1 protein-coding gene is annotated in these 561 nt (G+C 64.0%); it reads right to left on the minus strand.

From position 1 onward, the window contains the following. The coding region (locus DAI20_RS20050; RefSeq protein ID WP_205781535.1) for a phosphomethylpyrimidine synthase ThiC at positions 1-561 on the minus strand (561 nt) is incomplete at both ends.

Raw genomic sequence — 561 nt, forward strand, 5'->3', positions numbered from 1 at the left:
CCTGGCGGTTGGGCAGGCCGAGATGCTCCTTCGGCGTCACGTAGCAGAGCATGGCCGTACCGAACCAGCCGATCATCGCCGCGCCGATCGCGCTGGTGATGTGGTCGTAGCCGGGCGCGATATCGGTGGTCAGCGGCCCCAGCGTGTAGAACGGCGCCTCGCCACACTCACGCAGCTGCTTGTCCATGTTCTCCTTGATCAGCTGCATCGGCACGTGGCCGGGGCCTTCGATCATGGTCTGCACATCGTGCTTCCAGGCAATCTTCGTCAGCTCACCCAACGTTTCCAGCTCACCGAACTGCGCGGCGTCGTTGGCATCGGCGATGCAGCCCGGGCGCAGGCCGTCACCCAGCGAGAAGGTCACGTCGTAGGCCTTCATGATCTCGCAGATCTCTTCGAAGTGCGTGTAGAGGAAGTTCTCCTTGTGGTGCGCCAGGCACCACTTGGCCATGATCGAGCCACCGCGGCTGACGATGCCGGTCACGCGCTTGGCAGTGAGCGGCACATAGCGCAGCAGCACGCCGGCATGGATGGTGAAGTAGTCCACGCCCTGCTCGGCCT

This window comes from Planctomonas deserti (genome assembly GCF_003067705.1).
Taxonomy (GTDB): domain Bacteria; phylum Actinomycetota; class Actinomycetes; order Actinomycetales; family Microbacteriaceae; genus Planctomonas; species Planctomonas deserti.